Genomic DNA, 17,318 nt, shown 5'->3' on the forward strand with positions numbered 1-17,318 from the left:
TCGTGGTGTTCCTGCGGAAGGTGCGGACGGCGTCGGGAGCGACGGCGGTGCAGATCGCTGAGCGTGTTGGCGGGCGGGACAAGGTGATCGAGCATCTTGGGTCGGCGCATTCGGAGGCTGAGCTGGCGGTGTTGATGCAGGCCGGCCGCCAGAAGATGCATGAGGGCCAGGGCGAGCTGGATCTGGGCCTGGGAGAGCGCGGTTCGCGTGAGGCGGTCGTGGTCGGGCAACGCTCGCGGGTCCTGATCGAGGTGGTTGAGGGAGCTTGGCGACAGCTCGGGTTCGACGTTGTCGGGGACGAGGCGTTCTTCCAGCTGGTGCTCGCGCGCCTGGTGGAGCCGACCAGTAAGGCCGATTCGGTGCGGGTGCTGACCGAACTGGGATTGGCTGCGGCGCACCGCAACACGTTCACCGCGACGTTGAAGCGGTGTGGGCAGCGCGGATACCGCGACCAGATCGCGACCGCCTGCTTCACCCAGGCCGCCACCAGTGGGGACGTGTCCTTGGTGCTGTACGACGTGACGACCCTCTACTTCGAGGCGGAGCACGAGGATGACCTGCGCAAGGTCGGTTTCTCCAAAGAACGCCGGGTCGATCCTCAGATCGTCGTCGGGTTGTTGGTCGACCGGGCCGGGTTTCCCCTAGAGATTGGGTGCTACGAAGGCAACAAGGGGGCGTGTCAGATGGTCTGTGTAAGAGCGGTCTCCCATTCGAAGGAGATTGACTGTGAGCGTGACCAAGCCCGAGAAGCGCCTAGAGGACGAGCCCGAGGCTCGGCGGTTGAGGCGGGAGCTGTTCGATGAGGAGATGCTCGATCGGTTGATGGCGGCCACGGACGAGCGTGGCGTGGCGTTGACCGGTGAGGGCGGCTTCCTGCCAGAGATGGTCAAGGCCGTCCTGGAGCGGGGGATGCAGGCCGAGCTGTCCGATCACCTGGGCTATGAGAAGGGTGAGCCGGCTGGCCGCGGCAGCGGCAACTCTCGCAACGGCACCACCCCCAAGACGGTGGCCAGCGAGGTCGGCGACGTGCTCCTGGATCAGCCGCGGGACCGCAACGGCAGCTTCGCCTCGGCGTTGGTGCCCAAGGGTGCCCGCCGCCTGGGCGGGCTGGAGGACATGATCATCTCCTTGTACGCCGGGGGGATGACCATCCGCGATATCCAGCATCACCTGGCCGCAACGCTGGGCACCGAGCTGTCCCACGAGACGATCAGCAAGGTCACCGATGCCGTCGCCGAGGAGGTCGCCACCTGGCAGAGCCGCCCGCTGGAGGCGTTCTACCCGGTGATCTACCTCGACGCCCTGGTGGTCAAGGTCCGCGACGGGGCGCACGTGGCCAACCGCGCCGCGCACATCGCCGTCGGGGTCGACATGGACGGCATCAAACACGTCCTGGGGATCTGGGTCCAAGCCGTCGAGGGCGCCAAGTTCTGGGCCGGGGTCTGCGCCGAGCTGGCCAACCGCGGCATCAAGGACGTCCTGATCGTGTGCTGCGACGGGCTGACCGGCTTCCCCGAGGCCATCGAGGCGACCTGGCGCGAAGCGATGGTCCAAACGTGCGTCGTGCACCTGATCCGGGCCTCGATGCGGTTCGTGTCCTACGCCGACCGCAAAGCCATGGCCGCGCTGCTGCGCCCGATCTACACAGCGCCCACCCAGGACGCGGCGCTGCTGGCGTTGACGGCGTTGGCCGACTCCACCCTGGGCCGGAAGTACCCCGCCACGGTCGCGACCTGGGAGAACGCGTGGGAGCGGTTCATCCCCTTCCTGGCCTTCGGGCCCGCGCTGCGCAAGGTCATCTACACCACGAACTCGATCGAGTCGCTGAACTTCCAGCTGCGCAAGATCATCAAGAACCGAGGACACTTCCCCAACGACGCCGCCGCGGTCAAGCTGCTGTGGCTGGCGATCCGCAACATCGAGGACAAACGCGCCCGAGAACGCGCCAAGGAAGCCGGCGCGCCGAAAGGCGCCCCCCGCAAGGCCCCCGGCAAACTCGTCGAAGGCTCCGTCCTGCAGGGCTGGCGGGCAGCCCTGGGCGAACTGTCCCTGCTCTACCCCGAACGCATCAACCGCCACCTGTAACACCACTACGACCGGCACCTCTTACACAAACAAGTTGACAGGCTCCAACAAGGCAGAGACGACCACGATCGTCCCGATCGTCAAGGGGTTCCAGGCCCGGCACAACCTGAGCGACATGGTGGTCGTCGCTGACGCCGGGATGCTGTCAGCGGGCAACTTGAAGGGCCTCGACGAGGCCGGACTGCGGTTCATCGTCGGGTCCCGGGTCACCAAGGCCCCAGCTGATCTGGCCTCGCATTTCCGGTGGCACGGAGACGCGTTCACCGACGGGCAGCTCATCGACACGATCACCGCGCGCGTGGCCACCGCCGCCGCGCGTTGCGTCAATGACAGCTCCCAGCGGCCCGAGCCGGTGTGGGACCCGGCAGTCCACACCCGCTCATGGCGTGCGGTGTGGGCGTACTCCCGCAAACGAGCCACCCGCGACGGGCACACCATGAGGCTGCAGGAAAACCGCGCCCGGGCCGTCGTCGCCGGCGAGAAGGCCGCGCGCACACCACGATTCGTCACCACGAAGAACGGCACCCAGTCCTTGGACGAGGCGTCCCTGGCTCGAGCCCGACGCCTCGTGGGCTTGAAAGGGTACGTGACGAACATCCCCACCAACGTCATGCCCGCGGCCGAAGTCATCGCCAGCTACCACGACCTGTGGCAGGTCGAAGCCTCGTTCCGGATGAGCAAGGCCGACCTGCGAGCCCGCCCCATCTTCCACCACAACCGCGACGCCATCGAGGCCCACCTGACCATCGTCTTCACCGCCCTGGCAGTGGCCCGCCACCTCCAGAACAGCACAGGGATGAGTATCAAGAAGATCATCCAGACCCTGCGACCCCTGCGCGATGTGACCATCGCCATCGCTGGCCAGACCATCACCGCCCATCCCGCGATCCCCGACGACATCCAAGCCGTCATCCACAAGGCGACCCACTAAACCTGTGCAACTCGGGTGCTCACCTGGCGCTGAGGTCATCGACGGACGACGGCGGCCCGGTGGCGTCTGGCTGACGCCGAAGGGCCCCGTCCGGCGCATGTGCCGAGCGGGGCCCGCGGCCGAGATGAGGCGCGATCAGCGGCGTCAGCCGGTGATCTTGCTCAGCGTCGGGTCGTCCTTGTAGGCCTCCTTGGCGTTGGCCTTGGTGACGATCACCGGCGCGAGCAGGTTCGCGGGCACCACCTTGGTGCCGTTGTTGTACTGCTTCTCGTCGGTGACGGTCGGCTTGTCGCCCTTCTGCAGCGCCTTGACCATGTCCAGCGTCGCGGCGACCAGCTTGCGGGTGTCCTTGTTGATGGTCGAGTACTGCGCGTACGGGTCACTCGACACGATCGACTTGACCGACTCGACCTCGGAGTCCTGGCCGGTGACGACAGGGGCCGGCTTGCCGGAGGCCTTCACCGAGGTCAGGATGGCGCGGGCCAGCGTGTCGTTCGGGGACAGGACGCCGTCGAGCGTGGCGCTGGAGTAGCTGCCGGTGAGCAGCGTGTCCATGCGCTTCTGCGCGTTCTCGGCCTTCCAGCCCTGGGTGACGGCCTGGTTGAAGTCCTTCTGGCCCGAGGTGACCTTCAGGGTGCCGTCGTCGATCTTCGGCTTGAGCACGTCCATCGCGCCGTCGAAGAAGACCTGGGCGTTGGCGTCGTCGGGCGAACCGGCGAACAGCTCGATGTTGTACGGGCCGTTCGGCTTCTTCGCCTTCATGCCGTCCAGCAGGGCCTGGCCCTGGAGCTGACCGACCTTGCGGTTGTCGTAGGCGACGTAGTAGTCGACGTTCGGGGTGTTCTTGATGAGCCGGTCGTACGCGATGACCGTGGCCCCCGCGTCCTTGGCGGCCTTCACCTGGCTGGACAGCTGGCTGCCGTCGAGCGCACCGATGACGACGACCTTGGCGCCCTTCTGCACCATGGCCTGGATCTGGTTCTGCTGCTCCGAGACGCCGCCGTTGGCGAACTGCACGTCGCCCTTGAAGCCGGCCTGGGACAGGCCGTCCTTGAACAGCTGCTCGGCGAGGACCCAGTTCTCGGAGGTCTTCTGCGGCAGGGCCACCCCGATGAAGGAGTCCTGCGCGAAGCCACCGGACTTGGCCGAACCGGAGGCGCTTCCGCTACCGCCGGAGGTGGCCGACCCGGAGCCGGAGTCGGACCGGCCGCAGCCGGTCAGGGCCAGCGAGCTCACGGCGGTGAGCGCGATGGCGATCGTGGTGATCCGACGCATATCTCTCATCTTTCTGTGCGGGTTGACCCTGGCGTAGCCAGGGGGTTCGGGTGGCGAGGCGGAGCCTCGCCGGAAGGACGCCGTACGTCGGGTGATCGGCGTACGGCGGGGCGCGGCGCTACACGGTGTCCTGGATGGGCGCGACCTTGCCGACCGCGGCGGGATCCTCCGTGGCGACGGTCGGAACGGACTTGCCCCGGGTGAGGCGACCGATGAGGGAGGGCCGGCCCTGCATCTTGTTGAGCACGTCGAAGGCGACCGCGATGAGGAGCACGAGGCCCTTGATCATCTGGGTGGCGTCGGCGCCGATGCCCTTGAGCTGCAGGCCGTTGTTGAGGACCGCCATGACCAGACCACCGATGATGGAGCCGACCACGGTGCCGACGCCGCCGCTGACGGCCGCGCCGCCGATGAAGACGGCCGCGATCGCGTCGAGCTCCCAGCCGACGCCGTCGAAGGGGCCGGAGGCGTTCGAGCGGGCGACGAACATCATGCCCGCGAGGGCGGCGAGGATCGACATGTTCATCATGGTGAGGAAGTAGGTCCGCTTGGACTTCACGCCGGACAGCTCGGCGGCGTTGCGGTTGCCACCGACGGCGTACACGTGCCGTCCGATGATCGTCTTGTTGCTGATGAAGCCGTAGAGCAGGACCAGGGCGCCGAGGATGATGCCGGAGATCGGAAACGAGGTGCCGGGGCGGCCGCTGGCCATGAGCAGGGCCACCACGAGGATCGCCGCGCAGATCAGGGCCAGCCGGGTCCACATGACGGCGGCGGGTTCGGAGTCGGCGCCGATCTTGCGCTGGGCGGCGCGGGTCCGCAGCGTGCCCATGATGATCGCCGCGCAGATGACCAGGCCGAGGAGCACGGTGAGGTTGTTGTAACCCGTGCTGGGGCCGACTTCGGGCAGGTAGCCGTCGCCGATCGTGTTGAACTCCGGCGGGGTGGCGATGGTCAGGGACTTGCCGATGGCCTGGTTCATGCCGCGGAACAGCATGTAGCCCGACAGGGTGACGATGAAGCCGGGGATCCCGACGTACGCGACCCACCAGCCGTTCCACGCCCCGATCAGCGCGCCCATGACCAGGCCCAGCAGGATCGCGAGGAACCAGGGCAGGTTCCACTCGCTCATCGCCTTGGCGACGACGATGCCGACGACCGCCGCGACCGAACCCACGGACAGGTCGATGTGCCCGGCGATGATCACGAACACCATGCCGATCGCGAGGACCAGGATGTAGGCGTTGCCCTGGATGATGTTGATGACGTTCTGCGGCTGCAGCACGAGGCCGCCGGTCCAGAAGTGGAAGAACAGCGTGATGACGACCAGGGCGAGGACCATGCCGAACTGGCGGACGTCCCCTCCGAAGATCTGCTTGAAGAAGTTCATGCGTTGCTTCCCGCTCGCTTCGTCGTGGTGGTCATGAGGCGCATGAGGCTCTCCTGGTCGGCCTCGGCCTTGTCGAGGCAGCCGGTGATGGCGCCCTCGCAGATCGTGTAGATGCGGTCGGAGAGGCCGAGCAGCTCGGGCAGCTCGGAGCTCACGACGATGACGCCCTTGCCGGCGTCGGCGAGGCGCTGGATGATCCCGTAGATCTCGAACTTGGCGCCGACGTCGATGCCGCGCGTGGGCTCGTCGAGGATCAGCAGCTCCGGGTCGGTGAAAAGCCACTTGGCCAGCACGACTTTCTGCTGGTTGCCGCCCGAGAGCTTGGCGACGCCCTCGTCCACGGTGGGGGTCTTGGTGCGCAGCGACGTCCGGTATTCCTCCGCCGCGGCGTACTCCTCCCGGTCGCTCACGACGAGCCCGTGGGTGATCTTCTTCAGCTTGGCCGCGACCGTCGTGCGCTTGATGTCGTCGAGCAGGTTGAGGCCGAGCACCTTGCGGTCCTCGGTCACATAGCCGATGCCCGCGTCGATGGCCGCCGGGACGTTGCGCAGCACGAGGTGCTTGCCGTCCTTGACGATCTCACCGGAGCGGTAGATGCCGTAGCTGCGCCCGAAGATGGAGCGCATCAGCTCGGTGCGGCCGGCGCCCATGACGCCGGCGAAGCCGACGATCTCGCCGCGGCGTACGTAGAAGTTGGAGTGCTTGCAGACGAAGCGGCCCGGTACGGCGGGGTGCTCGACGGTCCAGTCGCGGACCTCGAAGAAGGTCTCGCCGATGTGCGGCGTGTGGTCCGGGAAGCGCGACTCCAGCGGCCGGCCGACCATGCCCTTGATGATGCGGTCCTCGTCGACGTCCCCGCCCCGGACGTCGAGGGTCTCGATCGACTTGCCGTCGCGGATGATCGTCACCGAGTCGGCGATGGCCGCGATCTCATTGAGCTTGTGGCTGATCATGATCGAGGTGATCCCGCGGTCGCGCAGGCCGCTGATCAGGCCCAGCAGGTGCTTGGAGTCCTCTTCGTTGAGCGCCGAGGTGGGCTCGTCGAGGATCAGCAGCTTGACGTTCTTGCTGAAGGCCTTGGCGATCTCGACCAGCTGCTGCTTGCCGACGCCGATCTGCTTGATCGGGGTCTCGGGGTCCTCGGCCAGGCCGACGCGGGCCATCAACTCCTTGGCACGGTTGTTGGTGGCCACCCAGTCGATGGCGCCGCGGCGCGTCGTCTCGTTGCCGAGGAAGATGTTCTCCGCGATGGAGAGCTCGGGGATCAGCGCGAGCTCCTGGTGGATGATGACGATGCCCGCCTGCTCGGAGGCGCGGATGTCCCGGAACGTGACGGGCTGGCCCTCGAAGAGGATCTCGCCCGCGTAGCTGCCGTGCGGCCACACCCCGGAGAGCACCTTCATCAGGGTGGACTTGCCGGCGCCGTTCTCGCCGCAGATGGCGTGCACCTCGCCCCGCCGTACGGTCATCGTCACGTCATCGAGCGCCTTGACCCCCGGGAAGGTCTTGGTGATGTGCCGCATCTCCAGGATGACGTCGCCATCCTGCGTCTCGCGCGGCGATCCGTCCGTCATACGCTGCACTCCCTCCGGTGGGACTGGGGGCGCGGCCAGGCCACCTCGCCCGTCGAAGAAGTGAACACTAGGTGATTCCTTGCCGTCAAGCGGTTAACGCAAAGACGGCGATTGGCACGATGATTCACAGTGCGCCTGGGAGGAGCCGTCGCACCTGCCCGATGTCGCGCTTTCGTGACGGAATCGTTGCACGACCACGCAGAGCCCGCCTAGGGGTGAGCGGCCAGCCACTGGCCGGTGCGCTCGGCGTGAAACACGAGCGAGCAGGCGCCCAAGGCCTCGGCGCGCTCCCCCAGCGACGAGACCGCGACCTGGGTCTGTTCGCCCACGGTCGGGGAGGCGAAGCGGCGCATCCCGCGGCGTACCGGCCCCAGGAGGGTGTCCCCGAGCGGGGCCAAGGGGCCGCCGATCACCGTGACGGCCGGGTTGACGAGGTTGACCACCGCGCCGAGCGCCTGCCCGATGGCCAGCCCGGCATCTTCGACGATGCGGCCCACGACGGGATCGCCCTGCCGGACGAGCTCGATGAGGCGGTCCACGGCCGCCCCCGGTGCGACCAGGCCCGATTGGGCCAGGGCATCGAGCATGCTCGAGGTGGACGCCACCGCCTCCAGACAGCCCCGGTTGCCGCACCGGCAGACCGGCCCGTACTCCGAGATCGGCATGTGCCCGATCTCGCCGGTGATGCCCATGGCCCCGCGGTACAGCTCGCCCGAGAGCACCAGCCCGGCCCCGATCCCGCTGGCCACCTTCACGTAGACGAGGTCGACCGCGTCGCCGTACGGGCCCCAGGTGATCTCCGCCAACGCGCCCAGATTGGCGTCGTTGTCCAGGTGGACGGGCAGCTTCAGCGCGTCGCGGAGCCGGTCGATCGGCCGGAAGCCGACCCAGGCCGGCAGGATCGCCCCGTGCGCGATCCGCCCGGTGCGGGTGTCGATCGGCCCCGGGATCGCCACCCCGCAGCCGGCGATGTCCGCCCGGGTGAGGTCGCCGTGGCGCATCAGCCGCTCCAGGAGGCGCACGGCCTGCCGCATCCCGTCCTCGGCCGTGTGCCCCAGCGGCAGCGCCACGTCCTCCTCGGCGAGCACCTCCCGCTGCAGCGTCGCCAGGACGATCCGCAGGTGGCGTCGGCCGATGTCGATGCCCGCGGCCACCCGCGCCCGGGGGGCCGCGGTGAGTTCGACCAGGAGCGCCCGCCGCCCGGAGGCGGTCATGGGCTGGGTGGCGACGACCCCGCCCGCGCGCAGGTCGCCGACGATGTTGGAGACGGTGGCCGTGGACAGCCCGGTGGAACGGCTGATCGCCGCCTGCGTCATAGGTCCCGTGTCGGCCAGCGCGGCCAGCACCCGGTGCGTATTGGCGGTCCGCAGCGCACGCTGGGACCCCGCTCCGGCGCGCCCACGCTCGTTCACGATGCTTCCCCGCCGCTTCCCGCCATCGACTGCCCCGGTGCCCAAGACCTTGCAGTCAAGAAGTTAACTCAAGATGGCGGCTCTGTCGACTGATTCGTTGACTTCCCGACTTCGGACGCGGTCGCGGCCCCGATGATCGTCGCCAGCGGGTACGGCACCCGTGACGCGCGAAACAGCGCCGGTACGTCGGGGGCGCTTACCAGTGCACGCGTCGCGGGGTCATGAGCTCAGCCCGGGTGACCACTGGAGCAGGTCCGATTCCGCTGCGAGGTGCGCGACCAATCGCTTTTCGACTGCCACGCGCTCGCTGACGGCCGCGCGCTTGTCGACTGCCACGCACTTGTCGACTGCCACGCACTTGTCGGCCGCCCTTCGCTTGTCGAACTGCCGTTCTCGCGAATGATCACTCGGTGAGGTTGTGCCCGCCCCCATCCCGTCTCTGGCTCGATACGGCATCGTGACGCATGACCCCTGGACGCAGTTGATGGATTTAACCGGTTTCCAGGGGAGCAAACCGGAAGGAAAGCGCGCGCAACTGGGGTGACCCCGGGTGGCCCCACGAGCGCCCATCGAGCCACGGGTGAGCGCCTCTGCCGCAGAGGCACACCGCCGAATCACTCTCGCACCGACTCACGGTGCTTTGCCTGGTGTGCGTATTGAGGCGACCGTTCGTCAGCTGCGATTTGGGTGCCATGGCACCAAAACCGCAGGTCGTGAACGGTCGCTATCGGTCGCAACGGCCTACGCCGATGGGATCGACTGCCCGCCCGTGTCCTTGATACTGACGGCGTGCGCCGGGACATGAGCCGCCCAGACAGCGCGGACCGAGATATAGAAACGGATTCGCTGGACCTATTCGGAAGGGTTCCGCTGCGCCTGTCTGCCCGCTAGAATCGAACACAACAACGAAACTGGCTTCAATGAAGCGTACAGGGGATCGGTATGTCGGGTGGGGCCGTGCGCGTGCCGGAGGGGTGCCGGGCTGTGTTTGTGCCCGACCCGGCCCGGCTGGCGCTGCTCGATGACGACGACCTCCTCGATGCCATGGCGGCCTATGAGAAGGCGACCGCGGGGGCGGCGGCGATGTCGGCCCAGGCCGCGGGCTTGCTGGCGGGGCGACGTCGCGCGCTGGCGGTCGACGAGGTCGGCCCCGATGCCTCGAAGACGGTGCGGGACCGGGCTCTGGGTGAGGCTGAGGCGGCGGTGGTCGATGAGATCCGGTTGGCCACCGGGCTGGGACTGTACGACGCCCTCGGGCGGGTCCGTCTCGGCGCCGGCTCACCGACTCGGGCCGCGGGGATGCGCGACGCCCTCACAGCAGGGGCGTGTACCTGGGCGATGGCTCGGGCCTGGTCCGACCGCACCGCCACCCTGGCCCCGGAGTTGGCTGCCGAGATCGGGGCCGCGGCGTTGGCGCCGACCCGGGACGGGGCCGCGCTGTCCTACCGGACGTTCGGGCCTGTCAACTTCTCTGTGTAAGCGGGTCGGGCTTTCAGTAGGTCAGGTAGGGGTTGATGCGTTCGGGGTAGGCCACGGCGAGCTGGGCGAGGGCTTGCTTCCAGTTCGTGGTGACCTGGCCCTCGACGAGCCGGCCTGAGGCCTTGCGCTCGTTCGCGGGCTTGCCGCGTTCCTTGGCTCGTTCGCGGGCGCGGCGGTCCTCGATGTTGCAGATCGCCAGCCACAGCAGCTTGCGGGCGGCGTCGTCGGAGGGAAGTGACCACGGTTCTTGGTCACCTTCCGCAGCTGGTAGTTCAGCGACTCGATCGAGTTCGTCGTGTAGATCACTCGCCGCAGCTCGGGCGGGAACGCCAGGAACGGGGTGAACCGCTCCCAGGCCCCGGTCCAGGTCGCGACCGCGTGGGGGGTATCTGCGGCCGAGTTCGCTGGCCTCGAACGCTCCCAGGGCGTCCAGGGCGGCCTCGGCGTTCGCGGCGGTGTAGACCGGCTTCAGGGCGCGGCGACGGCCTTGCGGTCGCCGTAGGAGACGAACCGCATCGCGGCGCGGATCAGGTGGACCACGCAGGTCTGGACCAGTGAGTTCGGCCAGGTCGCCTCGATCGCCTCGGGGAAGCCCTTGAGGCCGTCGCAGCACACGATCAGCACGTCACGGACCCCGCGGTTGGCGAGCTCGGCGCAGACCCCGGCCCAGAACTTCGCGCCCTCGGTGTTCTCGATCCAGATGCCCAGGACGTGCTTGATCCCGTCCATGTCCACGCCCACGGCGATGTGCGCGGCCTTGTTGCGCACGTGCGCGCCGTCGCGGATCTTGACGATGATCGCGTCGAGGTAGATGACCGGGTAGAACGCCTCCAACGGCCGGTTCTGCCAGGCCATCACCTCATCGGCGATCTCGTCCACGATGTTGCTGATCGTCTCGTGGGACAGCTCGGTGCCGATCGTGGCCGCGAGGTGATGGGCGATCTCCCGGACCGTCATCCCACCCGCATACAAGCTGATGATCATGTCGTCGAGGCCGCCGAGGCGCCGCGCACCCTTGGGTACCAGCATCGGGGTGAACGTCCCCGCCCGGTCCCGAGGCACCTCCAGGGCGACGTCGCCGACCTCGGTCGAGACCGTCTTGGGCGTCGTGCCGTTACGCGAGTTCGGGAAGTGTTTCGCCTCCGGGTCGCCCTTGTCGTATCCCAGGTGATCGGTCAGCTCGGCCCGCAGGCCACGCTCGAGCGCAGCCTTGATCATCGCCGGCAGCATCCCGCCCTCACCGGTCAGCTGCACCTCACCGGAATCGATCCGGGAGAACAACCCGTCCAAGGCGCCAGAAGCCACCAGCTCCTCGGCCATCGCCGCCGTCGCCTCCGCGCCGTTCGTCGATGCCGTCATCTCGTCCATCATGCTCACGCGTACTGCGTCCTCTCGTGTCAGGCCCGAAGACCCTTACACAGAAGAGTTGACACCCCCGGACGTTCCGGTGCCGGCTGGACCGCCTGGTCGCCGAGCACGTCCCGGCCAAGGAACAGCGCGACTTCGACCTGTCCCGTCGGGACGCCTACGCCACGCTGACCCCGCACGGCACCGGCGAATACCTGATCTCAGGATCGGCGGAGCGGGTCACCGCCGCGGCGCTACGCATCGACGCCATCGCCCGCGCGGCCCGTCGCCGCGGCGATGGCCGCACTCTGGGCCAGCTCCGCAGTGATGTCTCGCTGGACCTGATCCTGTACGGCGACATCCCCGGCCTGGTCACCCCGGTCCCGGCAAATACTGTCTTCGGCCGCACCGAGCACACGCCCCCGGCACCTGCCGCGCCCGCAGCCGCCCCGACCACCCACGCCGACGCACCCCCACCCGACGGCGGGGCGCGTGGGACCGCGGCGCGGGCGGCCGCCACCAGCTCTGGCGCGTCGGGCGACGCGACGCGCGGCGCGACGCGCGCCCCCGGCACTACCGGCGCCACCGGCGCTACTGGCCCCGACGCGTCGGATCGCACGAGCAGGACCGCGCCGAGCGCCCAAGCCGAGGACGACACCAGCGACACTAGGCAGGGTCTTGCGGTGGTGGCTGCGTCGTGGCTGGCGTACCTGCCCGGAGGACTACCGCCCGCAGAGCTGCGGATCGTGATCTCCGCAGCCGCGCTGCTCGGCCTGAGCGAAGAAACCGGGACGCTGGCGAACGGGGAGCCGCTGGCGGCGCACATCGTGCGGGACCTGGCCTACGCCGCAGGCTCCACCTGGCGACGACTCGTCACCGACCCCGTCACCAGGGAAGCCATCGAACTGACCTCCACCAGCTATGCACCACCACCGCGGCTCCGCGAAGCCATCCACGTCCGGGACGGAACCTGCCGCGCCCCAGGGAGCACCCAGCCGGCGGAGCGGTGCGACTTGGACCATGACCTGCCCTGGGACCAGGGCGGAGCCACATCCGCAGCCAACCTCTCGGCCAAGTCCCGACGCCCCCACGGCCACAAGACCCGAGGCCAATGGTCAACGACGCAGACCCCGGACGGGACCATCGTGTGGACCACCGGCACCGGACGGCAATACACGACCTACCCGTACCAGTACGACACCACCGCACCCGGGCGGCCGACCGCCTCCGGCTGCCCCATGGCACCCGACCGCGACGCCATCGGGGGCCAGGAGGCCAACGTCGTATTGTGCGTCGACGCCGACCCGGACGCGTGCGGGGGGGCTGCCCATCGACTACCGCGCCAAAGGCACGACGCCCACGACTCGACCCGCGCCTCGACGCGGCCGGTCTCGCAACGCGCCTCGGAACCAGAGGCCGCCACTCCGCCTCCCACCGAGCACGCCACCCACGATCGCTGACCAGGCACGCCCCGACCCCGACCCACCGCCGTTCTGGCCGCGCCCAGCCCCACCGCCGCCTTTGGCGCGCCCCGGCCGCGGCGTACGCGGCCGTCAGGCCATTGCGTCGATCATGGTGCCCACGGCGCGGGCCACCCCCGGCGGATCCAGCGGACGGCCGGTGTGCGCGTCCGTGAGGTAGAAGACGTCGCGGCAGCGCCCGGCGTACGTCTCAATGTGCGCCCGGCCCACCGCGATCCCGCTGTGCGCGAGCGCCCGGCCCACGTCCCGCAACAGGCCCGGCCGGTCGGCCCCGCGCAGCTCCACGACGGTCGCGTCGGTCGCGGCGTCGGGCACGAGCAGGACCTGCGGCGGGATGGCCTCGGTCGGCGCGTTCCGGCTGGCACGGGAGGCGCGGCCGGGAGTGGACCGTACGCCGTGCAGCCCGCGCGACGGACCGCCCTGCGACCGGGCGAGATCGGCCGCGAGCCGATCGGCATCGAGCCTGGTCGTGGCATCGGCGTCGCAGTCCCAGGTGTCCAGGGCCACGCCGTCGACCGTGCGCAGGACGGCCCGGCGCACCGCCACGCCCTGCGCGGCCAGCGCCCCCGCCACGTCGCCGAAGAACCCCAACCGGTCCGCGGCCACCACCTCGACGACAAGCGACCCAGCGTCCGCGCCCGGGCTCACGAGCACCACCGGCCTGCCGGCGAGCGCGCTGGCGCGTTGCTCCGGCGTCGGGGTGCGCCCCGCGTCCGTCGGCACGATGCCGTCACTAAAGACAGCCTGAATCGCGGCCGGGCCGGCCGCGCGGGCCTTGCAGGCGGCCCGTCCGCGAGCCACCAGGTCGCCCACCAGTCGGGCTCGCCACGGTGTCCAGGCCCGCTCGCCGACGGACGCGGCGTCGGCCCGGCTGAGGGCGGCGAGCAGATCCAGCACGTCGCCGTCCCAACCGACGGCCTCACCGAGCGCCTCGACGGTGCGAGGGTCCTCCGGGTCCCGGTTGGTGGCCAGGTCGACGAGCGTCAGGTGCTCGGCGACCAACACCGCGATCGTGTCCGCATCGGCCTCGGCGAAGCCGAGCCGCAGCGCCATGGAACGCGCCACCGGCGCGCCCGTCCGAGGGTGGTCCGGGCCGCCGTCGGCCTTGCCGACATCGTGCAGCAGGGCGGCCACCAAGAGCAGGTCGGGCCGGCTGACCTCGTCGAGCGCCGACGCGCACTCCACGACCACCTGCACCGAATGCCGGTCGACGGTGTGCCGGTGGACCGGGTCGTGCTGGGGCCGACTGCGGACAACGCCCCAGGCGGGCAGCCAGGTCTCCACCAGACCTGCGACCGTCGCCTGCTCCCAGACGTGCCCGAGCCCCCGGCCGCTGCCCAGCAGCGCCGTGAACAGCTCGCGCCGGGCCGGCGTCCAGACGTGCTCCGCCCAGTCCACCCGGGAGAGGGTGTCCAGCGTGGCCGCGGCCAGCGGGAGTCCGGCCCGGGCGGCGAGCGCGCAGGCGCGCAGCGCCACGGACGCGTCCCCGCCGGGTCGGTTCATGACGCGCACCGCCTCCGCGCCCAGCACCGCCTCTCCCTCGTGCTCGTAGACGCCGTGCCCCAGCGGCCGCAGCGCGGGCCGTCGCGGCCCGACCCGCAGCGTGCGCGCGTGCAGCGCCTGCACGGCCCGACGCATGGTGCCGTCGGCGGCGAGGGCGATGGCGCGGGCGGCGTCGCTGGTCGCGGTCAGCAGGTCGTCGCCGTCCGCGAATCCCAACAGCGCCGCGACCGCGTCCCGGTCCTGGCGCACGAGCTTCTCCCGGGGACGGCTGCTCACGAGGTGCACCGCGTCGCGGACGTCGAGCAGCCGCTCGGCGGCGGAGTCCAGGGCCGGCTCGTGCGGCCGGTCCGCCAGCCACGCGGCGGTGAGCGACCGCATCAGCGTCACGTCCCGCAGACCCCCGTGGGCCTCCTTCAGATCGGGTTCCAACAGGTCGGCCAGGTCGCCGTACTTCGCGTGCCGGGCCTGCACCTGCTCGATGACGGTCGGCAGCCGCTTGCGGGCCGCCGACCGCCAATCCCGAGCCACCCCGCCGCGAACGCCGGCGATGAGCGTCTCGTCGCCGGCGATGGGCACGAGGTCGAGCAGGCCGACGAGCGCGGCCACGTCCGTGTCCGCCACCGCCCGACAGTCCGCCAGCGTGCGCACGCTGTGGTCCAGCCGCAGGCCGGACTCCCAGAGGGGGTACCAGAGCTCGTCCGCCAGCGCCGCGACGCGCTCGTCGCTCAACCGGCCGTCGTGCACCAGCACCAGGTCCAGGTCCGACAGCGGCCCGGACTCCTCGCGGGCGAGGCTGCCCACGCACCCGAGCGCCACGCCCTCGGCCGGCAACCCGACCGCCGCCCCGGCCCACAGCCGACGCAGATACTCGCGCGTCTGCGCGGCCAGCGCGCGCCGGCGGGCCGGACCGGCCCCGGGCACCAGCGTCGCGTCGCGGGTGGTGGCCAGGCGCCGATTGGCCAGGGTCACGGTTGCCATGACAGTTCCTCGTGTTGTCAGGGGTCGTACGTCGTACGTCGTACGTCGGTGGCGAAGGCTCGGGTCAGAGAGCGCCGGGGCCGCGCTCGTTGGTACGGACCCGGACGACCTCCTCGACGGGGATGGTCCAGACCTTCCCGTCGCCGATGCGGCCGGTGCGGGCGGCGGCGACGATGGCGTCCACCACGTCGGTGGCGTCGGCGTCGTCGACCAGCACCTCGATGCGCACCTTGGGCACGGTGTCGACCTGGTACTCAGCCCCGCGGTAGACCTCGCTGTGGCCGCGCTGCCGCCCGAATCCGGCGACCTCGCTGACGGTCATCCCGGACACCCCGAACGCCTCTAGGGCGCCTCGGACGTCGTCCAGCTTGAACGGTTTGATGACTGCGGTGACGAGTCTCATGCGTCGGCCTCCTCGGTGATCTTGGCCCCACCGGACCGGGAGCACTCACTTTCCGACGGCGGATCCGAGGGACGGGAGTCGGTGCGCGGGTGCGCATCCGCAGGGTACGGGCGCAGGGCCGAGGCCAGCTCGCCGCCGCCGAAGCCGCCGGGCGCCGCGCCGGTGCGCAGGCCGCCGGGGCCGTGCAGCTCGTACGCCGACTCCGCGTGCAGCACGATGTCGATGCCCTCCAGCTCGTGGTCCCGCTCGATCCGGAACCCCATGAGCTTGTGCAGGACGAAGCCGATGACGTAGGTCGCCACGAAGGAGACCAGCAGCACCACCACGGCGCCCACCAGCTGACGCCACAGCTGGTCAGCGCCCCCGCCGTACAGCAGCCCGTCCACCGCCGCCGGCGCGCTTGCCGAAGCGAAGAGACCGATCAGGACCGTGCCGACGAAGCCACCCACGAGGTGCACGCCGACGACGTCGAGGCTGTCGTCGTAGCCGAAGCGCGACTTCAGGCCCACGGCGAAGGCGCAGCTGGCACCGGTGATGGCGCCGATCGCGATCGCCCCCACGGGAGTGACCGCGGCGCAGCCGGGGGTGATGGCGACCAGGCCCGCGACGATACCGGACGCCGCGCCGAGGGAGGTCGCGTGCCCGTCCCGGACCCGCTCCGCCGCCAACCAGCCACAGCACGCGGCCGAGGTGGCGGCCAGCGTGTTCACGCCGGCGATCGCGGCGGTGGTGCCGGCGGTCAGCGCCGAGCCGGCGTTGAAGCCGAACCAGCCGAACCAGAGCAGGCCCGCGCCCAGCATGACCAGCGTGAGGTTGTGCGGCCGCATGGGCTCCGAGCCGAAGCCGTGCCGGTTGCCGATGACCAGGACGAGGGCCAGGGCGGCCGCACCGGCGTTGATGTGGATCGCCGTCCCGCCCGCGAAGTCGAGGGCCTTCAACGTGTTCGCGATCCAGCCGCCGTGCTGGACGATGTTGCCTGCCGCGTCCTTGGCGTCGAAGGCGAACACCCAGTGCGCGATGGGGAAGTAGACCAGGGTGGCCCACCCAACCGTGAACACCATCCAGGTGGAGAACTTCGCCCGGTCCGCGATCGCGCCCGAGATCAGCGCCACCGCGATGATCGCGAACATCGCCTGGAAGAGGACGAACGCCATGGCCGGCACGGTGCCGCTCGTCGCGTCGGGACTCATCAGCCCGGCCAGCCCGAACAGCTCACGCGGGTCGCCGATGAGCCCCCCGATCGAGGGCCCGAAGGTCTCGCCGTACCCCCACAGCACCCACGCGACGCCGATCGTCGCCATCGAGCCGAAGCTCATCATCATCATGTTCAAGACGCCCTTGCTGCGGACCATCCCCCCGTAGAAGAGGGCCAAGCCCGGAGTCATGAGCAACACCAGGGCGGCGCTGATCAGCAGCCACGCGGTGTCTCCGGAGTTCGTGTTCATGTCTTCACCGTCGGT

The 17,318-nt window shown here is 69.9% G+C and carries 9 protein-coding genes and 4 pseudogenes; 5 read left to right on the plus strand and 8 right to left on the minus strand.

Annotation, left to right across the window (positions count from 1 at the left end):
• The first annotated feature begins 2 nt into the window (after positions 1 to 2).
• The 3 genes and pseudogenes from IPK37_00950 (at position 3) to IPK37_00960 (ending at position 2,947) form a co-directional block, all read left to right on the plus strand.
• Positions 3 to 803: a hypothetical protein gene (locus IPK37_00950; GenBank protein ID QQS01095.1), complete on the plus strand. Its 801-nt coding sequence runs from the start codon at positions 3 to 5 to the stop codon at positions 801 to 803.
• Positions 790 to 2,085: pseudogene (locus IPK37_00955) on the plus strand (IS256 family transposase). Before IPK37_00950 ends, IPK37_00955 begins: the two are co-directional and overlap by 14 nt.
• 46 nt (positions 2,086 to 2,131) lie before the next feature.
• Positions 2,132 to 2,947: pseudogene (locus tag IPK37_00960) on the plus strand (IS1634 family transposase).
• Positions 2,948 to 3,160: 213 nt separating this feature from the next.
• On the opposite strand, the gene IPK37_00965 reads toward IPK37_00960, so the two are convergent.
• From IPK37_00965 to IPK37_00980, 4 genes and pseudogenes are all read right to left on the minus strand, one after another.
• Positions 3,161 to 4,291, minus strand: coding sequence for a sugar-binding protein (locus IPK37_00965; GenBank protein ID QQS01096.1), 1,131 nt, complete (start codon positions 4,289 to 4,291; stop codon positions 3,161 to 3,163).
• 118 nt (positions 4,292 to 4,409) lie between these two features.
• Entirely contained in the window at positions 4,410 to 5,681 is a 1,272-nt protein-coding gene (locus IPK37_00970) for a sugar ABC transporter permease (protein QQS01097.1), read from the minus strand.
• Positions 5,678 to 7,255, minus strand: a complete 1,578-nt coding sequence (locus tag IPK37_00975; GenBank protein ID QQS01098.1) for a sugar ABC transporter ATP-binding protein — start codon at positions 7,253 to 7,255, stop codon at positions 5,678 to 5,680. Before IPK37_00975 ends, IPK37_00970 begins: the two co-directional genes overlap by 4 nt.
• 209 nt (positions 7,256 to 7,464) lie before the next feature.
• Positions 7,465 to 8,640: pseudogene (locus tag IPK37_00980) on the minus strand (ROK family transcriptional regulator).
• Between the two features lie 1,017 nt (positions 8,641 to 9,657).
• On the opposite strand from IPK37_00980, the gene IPK37_00985 reads away from it, so the two are divergent.
• Positions 9,658 to 10,146 (plus strand): hypothetical protein, encoded by a 489-nt coding sequence (locus tag IPK37_00985; GenBank protein ID QQS01099.1) that lies wholly within the window; start codon positions 9,658 to 9,660, stop codon positions 10,144 to 10,146.
• A 13-nt stretch (positions 10,147 to 10,159) separates the two neighbouring features.
• On the opposite strand, the pseudogene IPK37_00990 reads toward IPK37_00985, so the two are convergent.
• Positions 10,160 to 11,505 (minus strand): annotated as a pseudogene (locus IPK37_00990) (IS256 family transposase).
• A gap of 671 nt (positions 11,506 to 12,176) precedes the next feature.
• On the opposite strand from IPK37_00990, the gene IPK37_00995 reads away from it, so the two are divergent.
• On the plus strand, positions 12,177 to 12,953 hold the full coding sequence (locus IPK37_00995) for an HNH endonuclease (GenBank protein QQS01100.1): 777 nt from the start codon (positions 12,177 to 12,179) through the stop codon (positions 12,951 to 12,953).
• Positions 12,954 to 13,046: 93 nt separating this feature from the next.
• On the opposite strand, the gene IPK37_01000 is transcribed toward IPK37_00995, so the two are convergent.
• From IPK37_01000 to IPK37_01010, 3 genes are all read right to left on the minus strand, one after another.
• The gene (locus IPK37_01000) at positions 13,047 to 15,455 is read right to left on the minus strand and encodes a [protein-PII] uridylyltransferase (GenBank protein QQS01101.1); all 2,409 of its coding nucleotides are present in this window, start codon (positions 15,453 to 15,455) and stop codon (positions 13,047 to 13,049) included.
• A 64-nt stretch (positions 15,456 to 15,519) separates the two neighbouring features.
• A complete protein-coding gene (locus IPK37_01005; protein ID QQS01102.1) occupies positions 15,520 to 15,858 on the minus strand; it encodes a P-II family nitrogen regulator in 339 nt (112 codons plus the stop codon).
• Complete coding sequence (locus tag IPK37_01010) at positions 15,855 to 17,303, minus strand: ammonium transporter (protein QQS01103.1); 1,449 nt, start codon at positions 17,301 to 17,303, stop codon at positions 15,855 to 15,857. Before IPK37_01010 ends, IPK37_01005 begins: the two co-directional genes overlap by 4 nt.
• Between the last annotated feature and the right edge of the window lie 15 nt (positions 17,304 to 17,318).

It is taken from the genome of Austwickia sp. (assembly GCA_016699675.1).
Classification (GTDB): Bacteria; Actinomycetota; Actinomycetes; order Actinomycetales; family Dermatophilaceae; genus Austwickia.

Bases quoted from the DNA above. Each gene is read 5' to 3' on its own strand.
- IPK37_00965 (QQS01096.1), bottom strand. From the start codon at position 4,291: ATGCGTCGGATCACCACGATCGCCATCGCGCTCACCGCCGTGAGCTCG.
- IPK37_00970 (QQS01097.1), bottom strand. From the start codon at position 5,681: ATGAACTTCTTCAAGCAGATCTTCGGAGGGGACGTCCGCCAGTTCGGC.
- IPK37_00975 (QQS01098.1), bottom strand. From the start codon at position 7,255: ATGACGGACGGATCGCCGCGCGAGACGCAGGATGGCGACGTCATCCTG.
- IPK37_01000 (QQS01101.1), bottom strand. From the start codon at position 15,455: ATGGCAACCGTGACCCTGGCCAATCGGCGCCTGGCCACCACCCGCGAC.
- IPK37_01005 (QQS01102.1), bottom strand. From the start codon at position 15,858: ATGAGACTCGTCACCGCAGTCATCAAACCGTTCAAGCTGGACGACGTC.
- IPK37_01010 (QQS01103.1), bottom strand. From the start codon at position 17,303: ATGAACACGAACTCCGGAGACACCGCGTGGCTGCTGATCAGCGCCGCC.